Origin of the sequence: Streptomyces spiroverticillatus, from assembly GCA_014650415.1 — a bacterium.
Taxonomy (GTDB): domain Bacteria; phylum Actinomycetota; class Actinomycetes; order Streptomycetales; family Streptomycetaceae; genus Streptomyces; species Streptomyces spiroverticillatus.
Genome location: BMUX01000006.1, coordinates 143,737 through 160,535, shown reverse-complemented (window position 1 = coordinate 160,535; position 16,799 = coordinate 143,737). Strand labels below are relative to the sequence as shown.

13 protein-coding genes are annotated in these 16,799 nt (G+C 67.9%); 9 read left to right on the top strand and 4 right to left on the bottom strand.

Annotated features, from left to right (window positions below; all coding sequences use genetic code 11):
• Positions 1-25 precede the first annotated feature (25 nt).
• Genes IE269_RS17965 through IE269_RS17955 form a run of 3 tightly spaced genes read left to right on the top strand, consistent with a single transcriptional unit; the run spans position 26 to position 7,793 of the window.
• Positions 26-1,588, top strand: coding sequence for an ATP-binding protein (locus tag IE269_RS17965; protein WP_189824017.1), 1,563 nt, complete (start codon positions 26-28; stop codon positions 1,586-1,588).
• A 58-nt stretch (positions 1,589-1,646) separates the two neighbouring features.
• Positions 1,647-4,598: a Z1 domain-containing protein gene (locus IE269_RS17960; protein WP_189824016.1), complete on the top strand. Its 2,952-nt coding sequence runs from the start codon at positions 1,647-1,649 to the stop codon at positions 4,596-4,598.
• Between the two features lie 57 nt (positions 4,599-4,655).
• Entirely contained in the window at positions 4,656-7,793 is a 3,138-nt protein-coding gene (locus IE269_RS17955) for a DEAD/DEAH box helicase (protein WP_189824015.1), read from the top strand.
• A 3-nt stretch (positions 7,794-7,796) separates the two neighbouring features.
• On the opposite strand, the gene IE269_RS17950 is transcribed toward IE269_RS17955, so the two are convergent.
• The 3 genes from IE269_RS17950 to IE269_RS17940 form a co-directional block, all read right to left on the bottom strand.
• The gene (locus IE269_RS17950; RefSeq protein ID WP_189824014.1) at positions 7,797-8,726 is read right to left on the bottom strand and encodes a YDG/SRA domain-containing protein; all 930 of its coding nucleotides are present in this window, start codon (positions 8,724-8,726) and stop codon (positions 7,797-7,799) included.
• An 85-nt stretch (positions 8,727-8,811) separates the two neighbouring features.
• Positions 8,812-9,141, bottom strand: a complete 330-nt coding sequence (locus IE269_RS17945) for a hypothetical protein (RefSeq protein ID WP_189824013.1) — start codon at positions 9,139-9,141, stop codon at positions 8,812-8,814.
• Between the two features lie 20 nt (positions 9,142-9,161).
• A complete protein-coding gene (locus IE269_RS17940; protein ID WP_189824012.1) occupies positions 9,162-9,800 on the bottom strand; it encodes an ATP-binding protein in 639 nt (212 codons plus the stop codon).
• Between the two features lie 218 nt (positions 9,801-10,018).
• On the opposite strand from IE269_RS17940, the gene IE269_RS17935 reads away from it, so the two are divergent.
• The 5 genes from IE269_RS17935 to IE269_RS17915 all read left to right on the top strand — a co-directional run bounded on the left by IE269_RS17935 (position 10,019) and on the right by IE269_RS17915 (position 13,659).
• On the top strand, positions 10,019-10,864 hold the full coding sequence (locus tag IE269_RS17935) for a helix-turn-helix domain-containing protein (RefSeq protein ID WP_189824283.1): 846 nt from the start codon (positions 10,019-10,021) through the stop codon (positions 10,862-10,864).
• On the top strand, positions 10,864-11,070 hold the full coding sequence (locus IE269_RS17930) for a DUF397 domain-containing protein (RefSeq protein WP_189824011.1): 207 nt from the start codon (positions 10,864-10,866) through the stop codon (positions 11,068-11,070). Before IE269_RS17935 ends, IE269_RS17930 begins: the two co-directional genes overlap by 1 nt.
• 247 nt (positions 11,071-11,317) lie before the next feature.
• A complete protein-coding gene (locus tag IE269_RS17925; RefSeq protein ID WP_229897917.1) occupies positions 11,318-12,106 on the top strand; it encodes an excalibur calcium-binding domain-containing protein in 789 nt (262 codons plus the stop codon).
• A 327-nt stretch (positions 12,107-12,433) separates the two neighbouring features.
• A complete protein-coding gene (locus tag IE269_RS17920) occupies positions 12,434-13,126 on the top strand; it encodes an excalibur calcium-binding domain-containing protein (protein WP_189824009.1) in 693 nt (230 codons plus the stop codon).
• A gap of 230 nt (positions 13,127-13,356) precedes the next feature.
• Positions 13,357-13,659 carry a hypothetical protein gene (locus IE269_RS17915; protein ID WP_189824282.1) on the top strand — a complete coding sequence of 101 codons (303 nt, stop codon included), beginning with the start codon at positions 13,357-13,359 and terminating at the stop codon, positions 13,657-13,659.
• Between the two features lie 15 nt (positions 13,660-13,674).
• Here IE269_RS17915 and IE269_RS17910 read toward each other — a convergent pair whose 3' ends face one another.
• Complete coding sequence (locus IE269_RS17910) at positions 13,675-14,886, bottom strand: DUF445 domain-containing protein (RefSeq protein ID WP_189824281.1); 1,212 nt, start codon at positions 14,884-14,886, stop codon at positions 13,675-13,677.
• 536 nt (positions 14,887-15,422) lie between these two features.
• On the opposite strand from IE269_RS17910, the gene IE269_RS17905 reads away from it, so the two are divergent.
• Positions 15,423-16,769, top strand: coding sequence for an SGNH/GDSL hydrolase family protein (locus IE269_RS17905; RefSeq protein WP_189824008.1), 1,347 nt, complete (start codon positions 15,423-15,425; stop codon positions 16,767-16,769).
• The last annotated feature ends 30 nt before the right edge of the window (positions 16,770-16,799 follow it).

Here is a 16,799-nt window from a genome sequence, read left to right as displayed (position 1 = left end):
TGTCCTGTGTGCGCGAGGAATTGCCATGCCCTACGAGTCCGGTGCCGACTGGCAGTACGACGTCCCGACCACCGGCAGCACCCACCTGCCGCCCGACGCCGGATACGGCAAGGCGCTGCGGAGTCAGGGCTACGGGTTCGAGGTGGCCGTCGCGGACCTGATCGACAACTCGATCGACGCAGGCGCGGACAAGATCGTCGTGCACTTCCTGCGCGACGCCGAACGCATCCTCACGCTCCTCATCATCGACAACGGCCGCGGCATGGACGACGCGTCCCTGGACGCCGCGATGACGGTGGGCAGGCGCCGCGAGTACGGCGACGGAGCGCTCGGCATGTACGGCACGGGCCTCAAGGCCGCGTCCCTGTCGCGCGCGGGCTCGCTCACCGTCGTCAGCCGCACCCGGCGCAGCCGCGCGGCGGGCCGCCGCCTCACCGCCGAGGGCATCGAGGACAGCTTCCGCTGCGACACCGTCGATCCGCGGTACGCCCAGGACCTCGTCGACCGTTACGACGGGATCATCGAGTGGCAGGGCACGGTCGTGCGCTGGGACCGGGTGAGCGACTTCGATACGGTCGCGCGCGGTCAGAGCGACCAGTACCTGTCCAAGGCGATCGCCCGGCTGGAAACCCACCTCGGTCTCTACCTGCACCGGTTCCTCCAGCAGGGCCTGAAGCTGGACATCGCGGTGTGGGACGTGAGCGCCACCGGCGGCGTACGGGGCTCGCTCGGCGAGGAGCTGGACCACATCGCGGTGGAGGCCCTGGACCCCTTCGGCTACAAGGTGCCGGGCAAGGCCGGGTACCCGCTGGCGATCACGGCTCCGGTGGAGGGCGTCGGGGATGTGGAGCTGACGGCGCACATCTGGCCGGCCAAGTCCAAGCAGGCGGGTTTCCGCCAGATCGGCCCGCTCAACGAACGGCAGGGCTTCTACTTCTACCGCAACGACCGTCTCGTCCAGGCGGGCGGCTGGAACGGCCTGCGCAGCCCCGAAGGCCACCTCGCGCTGGCTCGTATCGCGGTCGATCTCCCCTCCGTACCCCATGACGTCTTCAGCCTCGACGTGAAGAAGGAGGGCGTGACGGTCACGCCCGCGTTCACCCTGGGCCTCGACAAGGCGGAGGCGGCGAGCGGCACCACCTTCCACGGGTACCTCGCCGACGCCGAGGCCGCGTACCGCGACGGGGCGAAGCGGACCGAGATCGTACGCAAACCGGTGACCGCCCCCGGCAAGGGCCTGGACCCGAAGATCAAGCGGGTCATCAAGGAGGAGCTGCCCGAGAAGCCGGGCGAAGAGCCCATCGCCTTCACCTGGTCGGCGCTCCCCGACGACGTCTTCTTCGACCTGGACCGCGAGAACAACGCGATCCTCCTCAACAAGGCCTTCCGCGAGGACTTCAACGACGGCCGCCGGGGCGGCTCCAACGACGCCCCGATGCTCAAGTCGCTCCTCTACCTGCTCCTTGAGGACTGCTTCGGGCTTGGCCGCTGGGAGCGGGCCCGCCAGGACCGGATCGACTACTGGAACACGATCCTGCTGTCCTCCGCGCACGCCGAACGCGAGCGCCGCGCCCGCACCTCTTCGTAACGCGCCCTCCTCCCCCTCCTCCCTCGTACTCCTTCCTCTTCCTGCCAAGGACCCCTTCGTGACGCACGCACTCCTGGAGATCCACACCTCCGCCCTCGCCGGCATGGTCAACGGGCCGCGCCACTTCGCCCGTTGGGCCGCGCTCGCCGCCGACGAGGACCACCCGGACGCGGACCTGACCGAGGAGACGTTCCGCGAGTGCCTCGCCCGCGGCGACGAAGAGCTGAAGACCCTGTGGAAGCGCCACCTCACCGCCTGGGACTTCGCGGAGTCCCCCGCCTGGTCCCCGGACACCGCACCGCACACCGACGCACGCCGCGCGGCGGTCCACGACCGGCTGCGCCTAGGCGCCGACCTGCGCAAGGCTCTGGATGCCGCCGCGCCAGTCGCCCGGGTCCAGAGCCCCGTGATCATCACCGACGAGTACACCCCCTGGTACACCCCGGAACGCGCCTCAGCCCGGTCCTTCTACTGGACTGCGTACGAGCGCAAGCTCCGCGCCAAGGGCTGGTCGGACGAGGCAGTCGCCAGCCTCGACGAGGCGAGCCGCGCCGTCGTCGAGCGTCTCTCTGACCCCGAGCAGGAGGCCGCCCGTCAGGCGAAGGGCCTGGTCGTCGGCTACGTACAGTCCGGCAAGACCGCCAACTTCACGGGCGTGACCGCCAAGGCCATCGACGCGGGCTACCGCCTGGTCATCGTCCTGGGCGGCACCCTCAACCTGCTGCGCGGCCAGACGCAGCGCCGCCTCGACATGGAGCTGATCGGCCAGGAGAACATCCTGCGCGGAGCCGACCCCTCCGACATCGACACCCTGGTCGGCGTGGACTACGTCGGCGACGGCGACACCGACTGGCCGGATTTCGTACGTCATGGAGCCCGCCCCTCCACCCTCGGTGCCTTCGACATCGAACGCCTCACCACGCGCGACAACGACTACAAGAGCCTGGCCCAGGGAATCCGCGCCCTCGAATTCGAAAAGCGCGAACCCACCCTCCCCCTCCATAACCCCACGAACCTCCACCACGCGGCGGCCCGCGTCCTGGTCGTCAAGAAGAACAAGGCCGTCCTCACCAAACTCGTCAAGGACCTCAAGCAGATCCACGGCATCCTCGGCGAACTCCCCACCCTGATCATCGACGACGAGTCCGACCAGGCGTCCGTCAACACCTCCGACCCCAAGAAGTGGCAGAAGGGCAGCACGGAGCGCACCGCCATCAACGGCCTGCTCTCCCAGCTCCTGGGGCTGCTCCCCCGCGCCCAGTACGTCGGCTACACCGCTACCCCCTTCGCCAACGTCTTCGTCGACCCGGCCGACGCCGAGGACATCTTCCCCTCCGACTTCCTGATCTCCCTGCCCCGCCCGCAGGGCTACATGGGCGTCCAGGACTTCCACGACCTGGACTCGCCGGTCCCCTTCGAGGACCGTACGTACGCCAACTCCCAGGAAGCGGCCCACGTCCGCGGCATCACCGACACCACCGGCGACCGCCTCCAGCAGGCCATGGACGCCTTCGTCCTCTCCGGCGCCCTCAAGCTCTTCCGCATCGACCACGGCGTCCCGGAAGGCCCCTTCCGTCACCACACGATGCTGGTCCACAAGTCCGTCAAACAGGACGACCACGCCGAACTCGCCCTGCGCCTCAACACCATGTGGCACGAGGCGGGCTACACCTCCTCCACCGGCCACGCCCGCCTCGCGGCGCTGTGGGCCGACGACTTCGCCAAGGTCTCCGCGGCCCGCGCCCCCGTCCTCCCCTCCCCCACCTCCTACGACGACCTCCGCCCCTACATCAGCCGCGCCCGCCAGCTGATCGGCTCCGGCGGCCGCCCGATCGTCGTGGTCAACGGCGACTCCGACCGCTACTTCGACCAACTCGACCTGGACTTCGACCGCACGCCGAACGTCTGGAAGATCCTGGTCGGCGGCACGAAGCTGTCCCGCGGCTTCACGGTCGAGGGCCTGACCATCACGTACTACCGCCGCACGACGCAGGCCGCGGACACCCTGATGCAGATGGGCCGGTGGTTCGGCTTCCGGCCGAACTACCGGGATTTGGTGAGGCTGTATATCGGGCGGGAGGAGTCCTTCGGTCGCAGCAACACGGTTGACCTGTACGAGGCGTTCGAGGCCGTGTGCCAGGAGGAGGAAACGTTCCGCGCACGTCTGTCGGTGTACGCCGAGTTGGTCGACGGCAAGCCGCAGGTCACGCCCGCAGAGATCCCGCCGCTGGTCTCGCAGCAGCTCCCGTGGCTCAAGCCGTCTGCACGGAACAAGATGTTCAACGCCGAGTTGGTGGAGGAACGTACCCCAGGGCGCTTGGTCGAGCCGACCGCACACCCGACCGAGCCCGGCGCTCTCGCCCACAACACGCGCCTGTGGCTTCCGCTGCTGGAAGGCTGCTCGTCCGACCAGGAGCAGTTCTCCTATTACGACGCTGCCAACGACCGCACCTACCGCATGTCCGCGCTGCTCAACTCCGTGGACCATGGGTCTCTCATGGCGGTGCTTGAAGGCCTCCAGTGGGAGCACAAGGAGCCCTTCGCCCCCAACCTGCACTACTTGCGGAGTCTCGCCGCCCGGCCGGACCTGCTCAAGGACTGGCTGCTCATCGTTCCCCAGCACGCGGGTCGTCGAAGCCTCGCCGCGTCCATCGACGGCAACAGGCCACTGGCCATCTCCCGGCGTGAGCGCCGTGCCGGACGTGGCCCGCTCTTCGGCTACATCAGTGATCCCAAGCACCGCGCAACGGCGACGCGCATTGCGGGTGGGCGCATCCCCACCAATGACCCGGCGACCGAGAGCCTGGCCACACCGGGCCGAGGTGTCGTGCTGATCTACCCGGTGATCGACCGGGAGACCCCCCTCACCAACGGCACTCTCGACGCCTCCCAAGTGGCGATGGTCTTCTCCGTCATCGCACCAGCAGACGCCATGCCCGCCTCCACTGGGCTGCTGCACTTCCGGGCCAAGGACTCCAGCAAGGGCGCCACGATCAACATCGAGCACTGATCACTTGTCAGTGGCACCTGCTACTAATCAAGGGGTCGACTCACAGGAGGCCGCAGCGTGACCGAAGCGATCAGCGCATCTCAGCCCGCACCCGGAATCTACGAGCAGCTGATCACGCTGCGGCTCACCCAGCAGTTGAAGGACTTGGAAGGCAACGGGTGGCGAGCCATCGACGGTGAGGTCGGTGCCGAGTCGACTCCGCATGTCCTCGCCCGACATGTTGCCGACACCGTGCGCCGGCTCCTCCAGGGCCTTCCCGCGGACGATCGCGTGCACGCGGCCAACCACATCCTGGAGTCGCTCAGCACGCTGGAAGGCGCCCGAGAGTGGGTCGACTTGATCGCGGATGGCCCGCGCCAGCTCCTCTCCATCGCGGAGGAGGAAGCGCCTGGTGTCTACGCGATCCGACCCGCCACTCCGCTGTCCGAGACGGCGCTAATCACCAATTCGCCAGAGGACCCCAACCTCGGTTTCGAGCTGCGTGCCGAGCTGGCGACCGCCGACCGAGTCGACCTGCTGTGCGCCTTCGTGAAGTGGCACGGCCTGCGGGTGCTGGAGCAGTCCCTCAAGTCGGCCCGGGAACGGGGCGTTCCGATTCGAGTCATCACCACGACCTACATCGGAGCCACTGAGCGACGCGCCCTCGATCGCCTCGTGCAAGAGTTCGGCGCCGAGGTAAAGATCAACTACGAGCTCCGGTCGACCCGGCTGCACGCCAAGGCGTGGCTCTTCCGACGCCACAGCGGGTACGACACCGCGTACGTGGGCAGCTCCAACCTCTCCAAGGCAGCACTGCTCGAAGGCCTCGAATGGAACGTGCGGCTTTCCTCCGTCGCCACCCCGGCCGTCCTGCGGAAGTTCGAGGCCACCTTCGACTCGTACTGGAGCGAGCCCGCTTTCGAGTCGTACGACCCGGAGCGCGATGGTGAGCGGCTGTCGGAGGCACTGCGCGCGGCCTCCGGCAAGATGGGGCAGCCCGCGGACCGCCGCATCCAGCTCTCTGGCCTGGACGTACGACCCTATCCCCACCAGCGGGACATGCTGGAACGCCTGGAAGTTGAGCGTACGGTCCACAACCGACACCGCAACTTGCTCGTCGCCGCAACGGGCACTGGCAAGACGGTCATGGCTGCGCTCGATTACAAGAGCCTGCGCCAGAAGTACGGTCGGGACCTGCGGCTTCTCTTCGTCGCTCACCGGCAAGAGATCCTGCAACAGTCGCTGCGTACCTACCAAGACGTCCTCAACGAAGCCGAGTTCGGAGAGCTTCTCGTCGGTGACGACAACCCTGAACGCTGGACTCATGTGTTCGCCAGCGTCCAGTCCCTGCACCCCCGCACGTTGGAAAAGCTCGGCCCCGACCACTTCGATGTCATCGTGATCGACGAATTCCACCACGGAACAGCGCCGACCTATCGACGCATCATTGATCACTTTCTCCCCGAAGAGCTCCTCGGCCTCACGGCCACGCCCGAGCGCATGGACGGGAAGAACATCCAGGACGAGTTCTTCGACGGCCGCATCGCCGCAGAGATGCGACTCTGGGAAGCACTGGAGAATGAACTCCTCAGCCCGTTCCACTACTTCGGCATCACGGACAACACCGATATGCGCGCGGTGGAGTGGAAGGGCGGCGGGTATGTCACCAGCTCCCTCAACAACGTGCTCACGGGTAACGATGCGCGGGCCCGCCTCGTCATCAAGGCCGTGCAGGAAAAGGTGATGGAGCCCGGCTCGATGCGGGCCTTGGGCTTCTGCGTCACCGTCGCGCACGCACACTTCATGGCCGAAGCCTTCCGCAAGGCGGGCCTCGGAGCGGTGGCCCTCTCGGGCGAGAACACGCGCGCGGAGCGGCAGCAGGCCCTCGCTGACCTCAAGACCGGGAAACTCCAAGTCATCTTCTCAGTCGACCTCTTCAACGAGGGTTTGGACGTCCCAGACGTCGACACGCTTCTCCTCCTGCGCCCCACCTCCAGCGCCACCGTCTTCCTTCAGCAGCTGGGGCGCGGCCTACGCCGGAGTGAGGACAAGGCGGTCCTCACCGTCCTGGACTTCATCGGCCAGCACCGCAAGGAATTCCGCTTCGAGAATCAGTTCCGCGCCCTCACCAACCTGACGCGCAAGCGCCTTCAGCAGGCCGTCGAGAACGACTTCCCTCAGCTCCCGTCGGGCTGCCAGATCATCCTTGAGCCCAAGGCCAAGAGGCTGATCGTGGAGAACATCAAGAACCAGATCGGGGTGAACGTCACCGCCTTGGCGCGCGAGGTCGCGTCCTACGCGGAGGCGAACCTCGCCACGTACTTGGAGGAGAGCGGCCGCGAGCTCAAGGAGCTCTACCGCGGGAACGGCAACTCCTGGACGGGACTCCTCCGTCGGGCTGGATTGCTGGACGGGCCGGCGCCCGAGGGAGAGGCAATTCTCCTCAAGCGCATGTCGTCGTTCCTCCATGTCGACGATCCAAAGCGGGTCGACGCCTACTCGAAGATGCTCCGCGATGACGCCCCGTCGTACACCGACCTGCCCGAGCAGGAGCAGGCGTACGCGCGGATGCTGTTCTTCTCCCTCTGGCCGCTGAGTGGCTTCGACAGCTACGAGGCCGGATTCGCCTCTCTGCGTCCGCAGCGCGCCGTACGCGACGAGCTTCTCCAGGTGCTGGCCTACAACGCGGCCCACACGGAGCACGTGCCCCGCCCGCTGGAGGGTGAGCTCGCTGGGCTCCCTCTCACCGTCCACGCTTCGTACACGCGTGAGGAAATCCTCCCGGCCCTCGGCCAGTCCACGTACAACAAGTTCCTGCCCGGTCATTTCCGGGAGGGCGTCAAGTGGTGCGAGGGCATCAAGACGGATGCGCTCCTCATCACCCTGGAAAAGGACGAGAAGGACTTCTCCCCTGAGACCCGCTACCGCGACTACGCGATGAGCGAGACGCGCTTCCACTGGGAGTCCCAGAACCAGACCTCGGAAACCTCCCGCACGGGCCAGCGCTACCAACAGCACGCCGCTGAAGGAAGCCACGTCCTGCTCTTCGCTCGCCGCTACAAGACCACGGACATCGGCAGCTCGCAGCCGTGGATGCTTCTTGGCCCAGCCGAGTACGTTCGCCACGAGGGCAGCAAGCCGATGGCCATCACGTGGGATCTCCAGCAGGAAATGCCTGCGGAGATGTGGACGTACTCGGCAATCGCAGCCAGCTAGCAGCTAGGGCTGCTCGTCAACGATGCTCCAGAAGCGCCGGTGAGCGCGGGCGAACCGGGCCTGTACGCGGTGGTCCTTGACCATCCGAAGTTCCACCGGCGCAACTGAACCCTCTGCGAATCGATCGACCACTTGGAGGTTGTCCCGGAGGTATAGCGCCCCGCGATCCAACCGGATGTGGCAGTTGGGGCAGAGGCACAGCACATTCCCGTCGACGTCTGGGCCCTTCCCGGCTCCGAGTGACTGGATGTGCGCCCCCTCTGCGTAGCTCTGTCCGTCCGGACCCACGGGGAGGGCCGTTCGGCAGATTTGGCACGTGTGCGCGTACCAACCCTTGACCCTCTTGCCGACGGTTGTGTCCCGGATGATGCGGGACACCGTGGCGGTCTCCCTGCGGGCGGCCCCCTCCAAGGCATCCTTGAACTGCGCTTCAAGTGGGGTGAGTTCCTGCTCCTCTTCCAGTAGCCGTCTCAGCTTGAATCGGCATATCCGGAATCCGTCTATTCCGTTCTCGTCCCAGGAATCGACGATCTCGTAGAGCCCGTCATAACGGTACCCAACCGCCGGGGAATAGTGCTTTTCCCCCTCTTCGCCACGAATGACGCGTATGGGATTCCCCTGTCGCTGACTATGGCGGAGGCCTTCATTGCCACCAGTCTCCCAGGACTGGTCCCGGACCTGCTTCTTGGTGGAGGGGTCCCGACCGCCTACGCCCGTGTAAACAATCTCGTCCCAGTGGTCCTGGTCGTCGACGTACCCCTTGTTCAACACGATGGCATCGGCGGCACGCAAGCCTGCACTGTCGCGCCCCCAGGAGATCCCCGCTTGCTCCTCCTTGTGCAGCCTTGCCTCCTGAACGGCTTTGCGGGAGGGGAACTGGGTGCCGGGGAGAATCTCGTCCACATGGCCGAACCTGGCCAGATATGCGCTCATCCGAACATGCTGCCGAGATCACGAGAGAAGTCGATCACTCGATCCAGGAACGGAAAAACACGGCCAGAAACCGCCTACCCGATGGCTAGAAGCATGCTTCGAAAAACCTGTGCAGATCTCCGACAACAGCCTCCAACTCTGCAAGAAGGTGCAGGACCGCAGCAGCCCCGCAGCAGCCAGCAGGCGGCGCCACAACCTGCCACTGGAACGGCTCCGACGTGACCACCACGTCACTGGCCACCTCAACGCCCACGAGAAAGGGGTCGTCCGCCAGACCACCCACTGGCACCAAGGGGAAGATCGACACTTCCAGCAACACGCCTGCCGCCTGAACACACTTCACCAGGAACCAGAGGTCGTCCGCGCTCTCGAACAGGTACTGATCGTCGCCAAGCTGCTCAAGGAGTTCTGCCACCCAATCTGGCGGATACACCATCAGCCCGCCCGCTTGTAATCGGCATAGAAGTGGTCCTGAGCTTGCTCTAGCGCCGACATCGGGTCGCTCCCCTGAACCACCAGACAGTGCAGCAGATCTGCGATGAGCGAGGTCGCCGAGTCCTCCAACACAGGACGCCTCGCCAGGCTGAGGCCCATCGCCCCTCCATCCCCCCGGTAGGCATCCAGGGCTGCGAGCGCCCGTTCGACCCGTTGACGACGCCCGTACGCACTCATCGAGAATTCGCACCACACCGATTTACCCGTGGCGGTCTGGACCGTCCCCCAGTCCCGCGCCATCCCGGCCAGCAAGTGCAGGCCACGCCCACACTCGGCACCACAGTCAGGGTCACCGAACACCGGAGGGTGGTGGCTCGTGTCGTGCACCTCGACCCGCAACGTCGCGGCACACACCTCCATGACCAAGGTTGCCGCCGAACGCTCGCCCACGTGCTTGATGACGTTCGTCGCCAACTCGGTCACCGCCAGTTCAGCCTCGTCGATGAGGTCGGGGGCGCCCCACTGGGTGAGTTGGTGACGCACCGACGCGCGAAGAGCTCGCATCTCTGCCGGTTTCGCTTCAAAGGCCAGCACACAGCGGGCCGGGGATCGGGTGATGGTGACTGCGTTGTCGCGCATGGCCGCACTCCCTCTCGTAGCCACGACAGCACTGCGCAAGCCGTATCCGTACGACTGCGCTGCGTAGCGGTACGTCTGCGAGTGTGACGCAGAGAAGTCTCGCCATGTAACTTCTCACGAGAATCCATTGAGTGAATCTGGTAGCTGGCCAACTCAGCGCCGCCATAGCCTTCTTGTGGTGCCGAGCGGGCATCTGCTCAGGAACGAAGGGCTCAGCCATGGCGGCACGGACAACGACAAGACGTCGACAACTCGGGGCCACCATGCGGAAATTGCGTTCCCGCAAGGGCATGACCTTGGAAGAGGCAGGACGCCTGGTAGGTGTCTCAAAGGCGACCGTCAGCCGGTACGAGACGCAGGAAGGGCCCGTGAAGTGGCCCATCGTTGATGCTCTTTGCCGCGAGTACGGCGCCAGCGAGGCGGAACGCCACGCAGTGGTGGCGCTCGCCAAGGATGCAAAGCAGCAAGGATGGTGGGGGTCTTTCGCCGACTCGATCCCCGAGAGCATGAACCTGTTGCTCACCTTGGAGGACGAAGCCGTCCGGGAGGACCACTTCTCCTGTGTCTACGTGCCCGGACTCCTTCAAACCCGCAGCTACAACACTGCAGTTCAGCAAGCCAACGAGATGCGGCTGGGTGCCAGCGAGATCGAGCACCTGGTGGACATCAGGATGAAGCGACAGGAAATCCTCACCCGAGCCACTCCCCCTCACCTGTGGGCGATCCTCGACGAGTCGGTGATCAGGCGCGTAGTCGGCTCACAGGAGGTGATGCGAGAGCAGCTCGACCACCTCCTCCAGGCAAACGAGTCGCCCCACATCACGCTTCAGGTCCTGCCGTTCGCCAAAGGCGCCCACACCGCCGCATTGGGCAGCTTCGTCATCCTGGGCGGCGCCGAGCCCTCGCTCGACGTCGTATACGTCGACCTGCACGTTGGCTCCCTCTTCATGGAGAAGGACGAGGAACTGAGCCGATACCGACTTGCGTTCGAGTACCTGCGCGCACAAGCGTTGGACATGGCCGCATCATCGGCCATGATCAAGCGTGTTCGCGAGGAGATCTGATGGGCCCTGCCTTCCCTGCCGTACCTGACCATGCCTGGTTCAAGTCGTCCTACAGCGGCGGCAATCAAACCGAGTGCGTGGAGGCTGCCCACGTGGGCGATTCGGCAGCAGTACGCGACTCGAAGCACCCGCTCGGCCCCTCCATCACCTTCGCCCGCGCCAACTGGGCCCAGTTCATCCACGCCCTTCGAAGCAGCGACTTGTAGGTATCCGTTAGCGGCGGCCTCACGGGCGACGGAGGAACCTAAACGGCTTTTTCAAGCCAAGTGTTCACAGCTTGGGCACATGATCTCCACAGCGCTGCCATCATCAGCCTCTCGGTTCGTCTGATGCCTTGGGGGGCTCAAGTTGATGGGGATACGTGCAGGTGGTGTGCGGCGGCGCGGGGTGGTGGGGTCAGCGGTGGCCGTTGTGGCGGCGGTGACGCTTGCCGGGTGTGGGGGTGGCACGCCGGTGGATGCCAAGCCGGTGGGGGGTGCGTCCACGCCTGCGGTGACGCAGGCGCCTTCGGCGACGGAGGACGCGCCGACCCCGGCGGCTGCCGCGAGTGCGGTCGGGGCGGTGGATGACAGCGCGAGCGTGAAGGGGGTCAAGCCGGTCGTGGTGGAGGTGTTGGCGAACGACACCTTTACGGCGGCGGGGGGTGCCGCCGAGGCGTTCAAGGAGGCTGTGGGGAAGGAGGAGTTCACGTTGGCGTTGAAGTCCGGGCCCACGGTGGGGACGGCCGTGGTCGGGGGTGGCGGGAGCAGTTTTACGTACACGCCGAAGGCGGGGTTCGGGGGTGAGGACGAGTTCACGTACGAGGTGACCGTTCAGGGGAAGGGCTGGGCCGAGGAGGTGCGGGGGACGGCGGTCGTGCGGTTGACGGTGGCTGCGGCCAAGCCCGCCGCCAAGCCCGCACCGGTCAAGTCCAAGAAGCCGCCGGTGAAGGTGTCCTACAAGAATTGCGCTGCTGTACGTGCCGCCGGCGCCGCGCCCATTCGGCAGGGGCAGCCCGGGTACGGGGCGCACCTCGACCGGGATGGTGACGGGGTGGGGTGTGAGCCCCATGAGGGCGGGAGTGGATCGGGTGGCGGGTCCGGGTCCGGGTCCGGAACCGGTGGTGGGTCCGGGGGCGGCGGCAGCGTCTCGTACAAGAACTGCTCCGCGGTGAGGGCGGCCGGTGCCGCACCCATCCGGCGGGGGGACCCGGGTTACGGGCGTCACCTCGACCGGGACGGGGACGGGGTCGGCTGCGAGTAAGCGGGGGCTCCTGGTGCGTGCGGGGCGGGTGGCGTGAATTCGCGGCGTCCGTCACGCCGCCGGGGCTGCCGGCCCGTGACCGGCACGGGTGCGGTCGGGGTAACGAGCCCGGCAAAGGGGCGGTTTCAGGTGGTTTGAGAGGCGACTTTCAGTCATTGAGCCACCCCTGCCATGCCGCTCCCCCCGTCGCACTGTCATCATCAGCCTCTTGATTCGCTTTCGAACCTCCGGACGAATACCGCGCTCCGGACCGGATGCCTTGGGGGGCACATGCAGTGGGTGAGAGGTGCCGCCCTTCGGCGGTCCGTCGTCGTCGGTGGAGCTGTCATGGGCATGGCCGCAGCGCTGGTCGGGTGCGAGTCGGGGGCGGACGGGGCGAAGCCCGGGGCGAGCGCCAGTGACGGGGTCGTCGCGCAGGCCGCGAAGGCCGGGCCGCCCTGGATGCAGCTCGTCGACGACGCCGACGACACGGACGGCGGCGCGAAGGTCGTGGTCGAGGTGCTGAAGAACGACACCATCGCCCCCGCCGGCACCCCCGCCGCGCCCTTCCTCGGCGGCGTGGACGAGTCCGGGTACGAACTCACCCTCCACACCAAGCCCCGCCACGGGTCCGCCTCCATCAAGGGCACCCGCATCACGTACAAGCCGTCCGCCACCTACGTGGGCGAGGACGACTTCATGTACGAGGTGAAGGTCAAGGAGTTCAAGGGCAAGTCCGTCGGCGCGAAGCCGGTCAAGGGCACGGCCGTCGTACGCATCACGATGAACACCCCCGCGCCCGCCTCGGCCAAGGACTCCGCCAAGGAATCTGCCAAGGACTCCACCAACAAGAAGACGAGCGAGACGGGCACCGCCAAGCAGACCAAGGGCTCGACCGCCACCGGCGGTACCGGCACCGGCTTCACCTACAAGAACTGCGCCGCCGTCCGCGCCGCCGGCGCCGCCCCCATCCGCAAGGGCCAGCCCGGCTTCGGCGCCCACCTCGACCGCGACGGCGACGGGGTCGCCTGCGAGCGGTAGGAGCGAGGAGTTCGTACGGGGGCGGTGTTCCGTACGGGTGCGGCCAGTCCGGAACCCGGAGGGCCGGCCCCTTTCTCGTACGTACGATCTCGTACGGTTCAGCCATTCGCCCCGAGTCACCTCCCGCACCCCCATGGGCAGCCTTGTCCAGGAGGGGTCCGGGGCGGCCGGATCGGGCGTCCCGATAGCCTCGCAGGCACGTGTTCGTGTCACAGCTGGAGGCAGTAGTCATGGTCAAGGTGCCCGCATCCCTCGTTGCCGCTACCGGGCTGGTCGGTGGGTACGGGGTGGCCCGGTGGACGAAGAAGCGGCCGCTCGGGGGTGTGGCGCTGGCTGCGGCGGGGGCCGTGGCGGCGCGGCAGTGGCAGCAGGAGGCCGGGGGGAAGGTCGCGGCGGGGTTGACGGGGTTGTACGTGGCCGGGTTCGCCGGGTCGCATCCGCTGGCGAAGAAGGTCGGGGCGTGGCCGGCGGTGTTCGCCGTGGCGGGTGGGGTCGCGGCCGCCTCGTGGGCCGCGACCCGGCGCGGTAAGTAGGGTCCGTCCCTCGGGTCAGGCGCCGAAGGCCTTGGAGATCGTGTAGATCAGGAGGCCGACCAGGGCGCCGACCACCGTTCCGTTGATGCGGATGAACTGCAGGTCGCGGCCGATGTGCGCCTCGATCTTGCGGGAGGTGTGGGTCGCGTCCCAGCCTGCGACGGTGTCGGTGATGAGGGACGTGATTTCGCTGCGGTACGTGGTGATGACGTAGACGGCCGCGCCTTCCACCCAGCCTTCGAGCTTGCGTTGCAGGCGGCCGTCGGTGGCCAGGCGGGTGCCGAGGGAGATCAGGGAGGCGCGGACGCGCAGGCGCAGCTCGGAGCGGTCGTCGTCGGCGGCGGCGATGATCATCGCGCGGACGGCGGACCAGGCGGAGGCGATGACGTCCTGGACCTCGGGGCGGTTGAGGATGTCGGACTTCAGGCGTTCCGTGCGGGCGCGGGTCTCGGAGTCCGACTGGAGGTCCGTGGCGAAGTCGGCGAGGAAGCGGTCGATGGCGCCCCGGGCGGGGTGGGTCGGCATGTCGCGGATCTCGGTGACGAAGCGGAGCAGCTCGCGGTAGACGCGGTCGCCGATCTTGCGGTCGACGAAGCGCGGGGTCCAGCCGGGGGCGCCGCCCTGGACCGCGTCCATCACCGAGTCGCCGTGTTCGACCAGCCAGTCGTGGGCGCGGGTGCAGATCAGGTCGACGGCGCGGTGGTGGGCACCGTCGGCGACGACCTTGTCGAGGGCCTTGCCCAGGCCCGGGGCGATCTCCGCCGATTCGGCGCGGCGGGTGATGGCCTCGCCGACGACTGCCTGTACGTCGGAGTCGCGGAGGATCGTGAGGGCTCCGCGCAGGGCTGTCGCCAGTTCCTCCGTCACCCGGTCGGCGTGGGCCGGGTCCGCCAGCCAGGCGCCCAGGCGGCCGCCCAGGTCCAGGGGGGCCAGACGGGCGCGGATGACGTCCTCGGAGAGGAAGTTCTCGCCGACGAAGTCCGCGAGGGAGACGCCGAGCTGGTCCTTCTTGGTGGGGATGATCGCGGTGTGCGGGATGGGGATGCCGAGCGGGTGCTTGAAGAGGGCCGTGACGGCGAACCAGTCCGCCATCGCGCCCACCATCCCGGCCTCCGCCGCCGCCGCGACATAGCCCGCCCAGCCGCCCAGCCCGCTGTGCTGCGCCCATTTGGCCAGGACGTAGACGAGGGCGACGAAGAGGAGCAGGCCGGTGGCCGTCGCCTTCATACGGCGTACGCCCCGCTGCTTCTCGGCGTCGGCCTCGCTGAAGGCGAAGGGCTGGCGGGGGGCGGGGGGCGGGGTGGGTGCGGATGTGGGAGTGGGGGGCGAGGTGGGTGCGGATGTGGGAGTGGGGGGCGGGGCGGGGTGGGCAGGCTTGTCGAAGCGGGAAGTCCCGCGCCCCGGTGCCCGTGCGGGCTCGGGGGGCCCGCTGCCTGCGGGCTCCGTCGGTTCCGGTCCCTTGTCTTTACGTTCCATGCGCCTCGTCCGTCGCCCTTCGCCGTCCCGGTCCGTTCCCGGCCCGTTGCCGTTCTGCTTCCGGTTCCCGTGTCCCGTCCCGCGTACGCGCGGGAGCACGACCCTGCCGGGCCGGGGGAACCTCCCTACACGAAGACCCCTCCGTACCGTCCCTACCTGTCCTACTCCCGGAACGCACCCCGAGTTCCCGACGTCTCAGCCTTCGATGCCGTACCGCATCATGGTGAACAGATGTGCAAATGATCAGACACGAACAGTGGAACAGTGATACGAGGAGTCCCCCCAGCATGACCCGGCGCCACGGTTACGCCCTGCTGGCCGCTCTGGCGGCGGTGGTCGTCCTGATCTCCTGCGGCATCTTCGCCCTGACCGGTGTCTTCGACGACGGTGACGGCGCCGCGCGCGCCGGGCAGCAGGGGCGCGGGGACGGCGGGCAGTACGGCGGGGACGGGCTGCGGCCCGCCGCCTCCAACCGGTGGATCGGCACCTGGGCGGCCTCCCCCGTCGGCCCGGAGCCGCGCACCCCCCGGGGCCTGGCCGGTCATTCCGTACGCAACGTCGTGCACACCAGCATCGGCGGCACCAGCGCCCGCATCACCCTCTCCAACCGCTTCGGGGACGAGCCGCTGCTCATATCCCACGCCTCCATAGCCGTGGCCGCCGAGCAGGGCGCACCGGCGGCGGCGCCCGGGACCATGCGCCGGGTCACCTTCGGCGGCCGGCCGTACGTGATCGTCCCGGCGGGCGGGAGCGCCGCCTCGGACCGTACGGCGATCGAGGTGCCGAACGACGGGGACCTGCTGGTCACGACCTACTCGCCGCGGGCCAGCGGCTCCGTGACGTACCACCCGCACGCCCGCCAGACCAACTACAGCGCGCTCGGGGACCACACGGAGGACATGTCCGGCGGCGGCTACCGGATGCGGACGAACAGCTGGCGGTACCTGACCGGCGTGGACGTGCTGAACGCGGACGCCGACGGGGCGGTGGTGATGTTCGGCGACTCGATCACGGACGGGATCACCGCGACGGTGGGCGCCAACCGCCGCTGGCCGGACGTCTTCTCCGACCGGCTGCGGGCGGAGGCGGGGGCGCCGCGCTACGGCGTCCTCAACCAGGGCATCAGCGGAAACCGGCTTCTCGCCGACAACCGGGGTCCGCGCGGCCTGTCCCGCTTCGAGGCGGACGCGGCGGGGCGGCCGGGGGTCAAGGCGGTGGTGGTGCTGTTGGGGATCAACGACATCATCGCGCCGCCGCAGGAGAAGGACCCGGGGCGGATCGTCGCCGGGCTGCGGGAGCTGGTGCGGCAGGGGCACGCACGCGGGCAGCGGGTGATCGGCGGAACGCTGCTGCCGTTCGGCGGGCACCCGGCGTGGACGAAGGAGCGGGAGGCCGTGCGGGGCGCGGTGAACGCGGAGATCCGGGCGGGGCGGGTGTTCGACGCGGTGGTCGACTTCGACCGGGCGGTGCGGGGGGAGGGGGCGGGGGCGGGGGCGGTCCGGATGTCTCCGGAGTACGACTCCGGGGACCACCTTCACCCGAGCGATGCGGGGTATCGGCGGATGGGGATGCTGGTGGACTGGTCGCTGCTGAGGGGTGGGGTGGGGGCGGGGGCTTCGACGGTACGGTCCTGAGGTGGGGCGGTACGGTCCTGGGTTTCGGCG